The sequence below is a fragment of the Nonomuraea sp. NPDC001684 genome (assembly GCF_053596515.1).
Genome location: NZ_JBSFGJ010000560.1, coordinates 1 through 5353, shown reverse-complemented (window position 1 = coordinate 5353; position 5353 = coordinate 1). Strand labels below are relative to the sequence as shown.

Sequence of the window (5353 nt, the reverse complement as noted above, 5' to 3'; positions counted from 1 at the left end):
CGCCGCCCACGACCTGCGTTCGCAGCGCGGTCGCCCGCTGGATCCCGAGACCGGGCCCACAGCCCGGACGGAGGACGCCCAAGGGCCGGCCTCCGATCCACCGCATGAGCTGTACCGGCCGGTGGACGGGGCGAATGCGGAAGGTCACTCCGGCGCCGTCTGGTCGGTGGCCTTCCATCCGGACGGGCGCATCCTGGCCAGCGGCGGCGGCGACGGGACCGTGCGGCTGTGGGACACGGTGACGGGCAGGCCGTGGCGGGAGCCTCTGCTGGGCCACACGGGTGCGGTCGTGGCGGTGGCCTTCCATCCCGACGGGGATCTGGTGGCCAGTGGCGGCAGCGACAAGACGGTACGCCTGTGGACGATCGACGGGCTGCGACCGGTGGGTGATCCGTTGCACGGCCATGCCGGCACTGTCTGGTCGGTGGCCTTCCACCCGAACGGGCACGTCCTGGCCAGCGGCGGCATCGACGGCACCGTGAGATTGTGGGACATCACCACGGGAAGGCCGGTGCGGGGGCCGCTCATCGACCATGACGGCGCCGGCTGGGCCCTCGCCTTCGACCTCGACGGACGCCTGCTGGCCAACGGCGGGGACGACGGCATGGTCCGGTTGTGGAACACGACGTCCGGGCAGCCGGTCAGTGAGCCGTTGGCAGGTCACAGCGGCGCGGTCGTGACGGTGGCCTTCCACCCGGACGGGCACGTCCTGGCCAGCGGCGGCGACGACGAGACGGTGCGGTTGTGGGATCCCGCGTCGGGACGCGCCACGGCCGACCCCTTCGTCGGCCACATCGGCCCGGTCCGGTCGGTGGCCTTCCATCCGGGAGCGGACCTGGTGGCCAGTGCCGGCGATGACGGGTTGGTCCGGTTGTGGCAGCTCGATTCCGGAGAACAGGTGGGGCGGCCTCTCGACGGCCACACCGGTCCCGTCCGGGCCATCGCCTTCCACCCGCACGGGCATCTGCTCGCCACCGCGGGCGCCGACAGGAAGGTGCGGTTGTGGGAGAGCACTCAGCCGCCCGACCACCAAGTGCTGTACCGGCGCATCGACAACCTGCGCGCCCGCTTGCGCGGGTCGAATCCATAGAGGCGGTCGCCGGGCGAACGCGTCGGGATCCGTACCGAGGTGGTGATCATCCGTTTCTGATCCTGGCGGCGAGGAATCGCATGTCCAGCATGCTCTGGGAGAAGGCGACGCCGGTGAGCTTCTTCGCCAGCGCGAACGATCGCTGGAACGTGGCGTGGCCGCCCGGGCCCGTCCGGTCGCGGTTGAGACTCAGCCCTACCTCCCACATCTCAAGAATCAATCGGTCAGGATCGCTGCCCATGCGTACATAAGGGGAGAGCTGGTTGAAGCAGGTGATCTCTTCGCCGTCGATCGCATAGGTGAAGTAGTCGTCGGCGTGGAGGTTTCGGCTGATCGACACGACCTCGGTCCCTTGGGCGAGAGTCGGCAGCAGGCGGTTGAAGGCGGCTGATCCTGTCCAGAGTTGGACGAGCACCGTCCAGCCCGCCGTCTCAAGTGCGCCCACGTAGTCGCTGCGCAGGTTGTCGGCGTCGATGCACTCCATCGTTCGTTCCTGGAGACCGTCGAAGGTCACCTGCTCGATGTCGCCGGGCCCTGCGCCGAGGCGGGTCAGCGCTTCGCGAGGGGTGAGGGACCGGGCGAAGGACACACACGAGACGTCATGGAACGGGCCGTACGTGGCCAGCCAGTCGAAGTCCTTGTACGCGTCTCGCACTACAGCGCTCCCGTGATCAGTTGCCGGACATCATCGCAATGATCTCCGAGAGGCGCGGACGACCGGTCGGCGCTGGGAGCGGGCACCGAAAGAGCCGTTGCTGATGACAGGTGGCGGCAACGGTGCGACTGTGAAGGCAGGGCGACCTGCTGGAGGAGATCGTGGAACACCCCGAGCTGACCACGGACATGGTTCTCGCCGCCGTCCGGGATCATGGATTCGCGGCCTATGACGTCCTGGTCAAGGACTTCCCGTCGGACGTGGTGGTCGCGGAGTTCACGAAGGCGGCCAGGTCGGGCTTCACCACCTTCGGCGTAGGGGTGCACCTGGCGTCGTTGACGGACAAGGGGCGGGAGCGTCTCGGGTAGGCACAGTCTGCGGAGTTCTGCGGGGCGCCGGATGCCGGGGTGACGGCACAACGAACCGGGGCGGTCGGGGCGGAGTGATCGTCCGCCGTGCTGTGGTGACGGCGCTCGCGGGCGCCGCCACCACAGCCGTTGACTCTGGTATGGATCAGGTGCTTCGTGCCAGTGGCTCCTGGCTGGTTTCCGGGGTGATCGCGACGTTGCCACCGGAGAGGACCGCGACGACCGGCCCCGGCGGCAGGTGCGCCTGGTGGGCGAGGTAGGCGGCGGTGGCCACCGCGCCGCTGGGTTCGGCGCGTTCCCCCAGCTCCCGGTGGAGCAGGCCGGCGGCGGCGTCGATGGCGTCCTCGGTCACGGTCACCATGTCGTCCACGTACCGGTGGACGTGCTCCCAGGCCAGGGCGCCCAGCACCGGCGCGCGCAGGCCGTCGGCCCGCGTGCGGTAGGTCAGCTCCACCGGCCACGCCGTGCGCGTGCCCGACCGGAAGCTGGCCGTCCCGTCGGCGGCCAGCTCGGGCTCGACGCCAATCACCCGGATCGCCGGGTCGGCGGCCTTGACGGCGACCGCGATCCCCGCCAGCAGGCCGCCGTTGCAGACGGGCACCAGGACGGTCCCCGCGTCCGGCAGGTCCAGGCAGATCTCGGTCCCGGCGCTGCCGTGCCCGGCGATGACGTCGAACGCGTCGGAGCCGATCACCGTCGCGCCGAACCGGTCGGCCAGCGCCAGGCACGCCTCCTCCCGCAGCGCGGGCGGGACGATCACCACCTCCGCGCCGAGCCGGCGCGCGGCGCTGACCTTCAGCTCGGGCGCCGTGTCCGGCAGGACGACGGTCGCCCGCACCCCGTGTTCGGCGGCGGCGTAGGCGATGGCCTGGGCGTGGTTGCCCGACGACTGCGCCACCACGTGCCGGACGCCGCGCCCGGCCAGCCGGCCCACGGCGTTGGCCGCGCCGCGCACCTTGAAGGAGCGGGTGGGCTGCCGGTTCTCCGGCTTGACCCAGAGCCGTTCGCCGGGCAGCCGCAGCAGCGGCGTGCGCCGGACGTACGGCGCGATGCGGTCACCGGCCGCCCGCACGTCGGCCGCGGTGACCAGCCGCGCGCCCGCCGCCCCCTCCGTTTCCATGGGCTCAGCACTCTCGCTCATGCGCTCAGCACCCTCTCCTGGATGGCGTCCAGGTCGGCCGCGGCCTCCGAGGGCGGGGCGGCGTCCGGGACGAGGTCCTCCAGGTGGTGCAGCGGCCGGTGCCGGAGCCCCAGCAGCCCCCACAGCACCAGGAACACGCCGCTGGCCAGCAGCACCACCCCGGCGCCCCCGCCGGGGCCGGTGGCGAACCGTCCGGCCCAGTCCGCCAGCGGGCCGGCGGAGAGGAAGCCGATCGGCTGCATGGCCGTGGCGATCATGATGTTCACCGCGAGCACCCGCCCCTGCAGCTCCGGCCCCACCTTGACCTGGATGATCGACAGCCAGTGCGCGTTGCCGATGCTCATGCACGCCAGCCGGACGAACAACCCGGCCGCGACCAGCCACACGACCGGCCACACGCCCATCAGCACCACGCCGATCCCGGAGCCGACGACGAAACCGATCATGCCGGTCGCCCGCCGCCGGGTGCCGCCCCACACCAGCACCACGCCGGTGCCCACGGCCGCGCCGACGCCGCCGACGGCGGTCACCGCGCCGAGGTCGGCCGAGTCGCCGATGGCCAGCACGACCGGGGTGACCAGCACCCACATCAGCGCGGTGCAGAAGTTCACCACCGCGAAGTAGAGCGCCATCACCATCAGCGGCCGCCGCCGGCGCAGGAACCGCCACCCGCCGGTGAGCGCCGCCGTGAACGTCTCCTCGCGCCGGTGGAACAGCCGGTCGGGGAAGCGCACCAGCAGCAGTGTCAGCACCCCGACCGCGAACGTGGCCACGTCCACGGCCACCACCGCCGACAGCCCGAACAGGCCGATCAGCGCGCCGCCCGCGAGCGGCGCGACCACGTTGCCCGCGCCGAAGCCCACGTTGGCCAGCGCGTTGGCCTGCGGCAGGTACGGCTTGGGCACCAGCTGCGCGATAGCCGCCAGCCAGGCGGGCTGCTGGAACGCCGACACGACCGAGGTCACGCCCACGATGAGGCAGACGTTCCAGAACTCCAACCGATCGGTGGTCAGCAGCAGCACCAGCGCCACCATGGCGATCCCGGACAGCGCGTCGCAGGCCAGCATGATCTTGCGCCGGTCCACCCGGTCGGCCAGCGCGCCGCCCAGCGGGGTGAGCAGCACGGCCGGGATCTGCGCCAGCATCGTGATCAGCGCCAGATCCAGGATCTCGCCGCTGCGCTGGTAGGCCCACACGCCGAGCGCGAACGAGCTCAGCGCCGTGCCCAGCGCCGAGACGATCTGCCCGCCCGCGACGGTGTAGAAGGACCCCAGTCTGGTGCGTTCGGGCGGGCGCACCGGATCGGGCAGCGTTCCGGCCGCCCAGCGGGTCAGGTGCGCCAGCACGACGGCGGCCAGCGGCTCGGCCTGGTGGCGCAGGAAGTAGTGGCCGGCCCTGGGCAGCACGGCCCGCTCCACCCGCGGCGCGAACGCCGCCCACTCGGTGTGGCGCTCCTCGTGCAGCTCGGTGGCGCGGTCGCGTTCCCCGACCAGACTCAGGATCGGGGCGCGCAGCGGCGTGCCCTCGCCGGCCAGCTCCTGGCCGAACCACTCCTGCGCCTGGTCGGCGTCGTGCCGCATGGCCCGTACGGCGGTGCGTTTGGCGGCCTCGTCCATGTCGTCGAGCAGCCCGCCGGAGGCGCGCAGCGCGTCGCGGAACATCCGGTCGGACACCCAGCGGTCGCCGCCGAACAGCCGCCTGACCATGCCGGGCAGCCGCGCGGCCGGGAAGCTGGCGGCGGCGATCACGCCCAGCACGGGCACGCCGTCGGCCTCCAGCTTGCGCGCGAGCGCGACGGCGGGCGCGGAGCCCACGCAGTGGCCGTAGATCGCGACCGGGCCGGACGCGGTCGCCGCCACTTCGGCGGCCAGCACGTCCACCAGCTCCGCCAGGGGCAGCGGCAGCTCGTCGGGTCTGGCGGGGTCGTGGCCGGGCAGCTCGACCGAGAGCACCTCGACCCGGTCTCCGAGTGCGGCCGCCAGCGGCTGGTAGACCGCCGCCGACCCGCCGCCGTACGGCACGCAGAGCAAGGTGAACTCGCTGGCCGGGCCGCCGCCCAGGCGGTGCAGCAGGCCGCCGCCGCTCTCCTGGCCGAGGAA

General features: G+C 72.5%; 5 protein-coding genes. 2 read left to right on the top strand and 3 right to left on the bottom strand.

The annotated features are described in order from the left end of the window. Positions 1-1090, top strand: a 1090-nt coding sequence (locus tag ACWCSD_RS47060; RefSeq protein ID WP_449925413.1) for a WD40 repeat domain-containing protein, incomplete at its 5' end; no start/stop codon positions are given. A gap of 46 nt (positions 1091-1136) precedes the next feature. Here ACWCSD_RS47060 and ACWCSD_RS47055 read toward each other — a convergent pair. After that, on the bottom strand, positions 1137-1745 hold the full coding sequence (locus ACWCSD_RS47055; protein WP_449925410.1) for a DUF6461 domain-containing protein: 609 nt from the start codon (positions 1743-1745) through the stop codon (positions 1137-1139). A 161-nt stretch (positions 1746-1906) separates the two neighbouring features. On the opposite strand from ACWCSD_RS47055, the gene ACWCSD_RS47050 reads away from it, so the two are divergent. Beyond that, positions 1907-2113 carry a hypothetical protein gene (locus ACWCSD_RS47050; RefSeq protein WP_352327996.1) on the top strand — a complete coding sequence of 69 codons (207 nt, stop codon included), beginning with the start codon at positions 1907-1909 and terminating at the stop codon, positions 2111-2113. Positions 2114-2258: 145 nt separating this feature from the next. Here ACWCSD_RS47050 and ACWCSD_RS47045 read toward each other — a convergent pair whose 3' ends face one another. Continuing rightward, on the bottom strand, positions 2259-3254 hold the full coding sequence (locus ACWCSD_RS47045; RefSeq protein ID WP_449925406.1) for a threonine ammonia-lyase: 996 nt from the start codon (positions 3252-3254) through the stop codon (positions 2259-2261). Beyond that, a partial coding sequence (locus tag ACWCSD_RS47040) for an MFS transporter (RefSeq protein WP_449925403.1) occupies positions 3251-5353 on the bottom strand: 2103 nt, incomplete at its 5' end. The genes ACWCSD_RS47045 and ACWCSD_RS47040, both read right to left, overlap by 4 nt.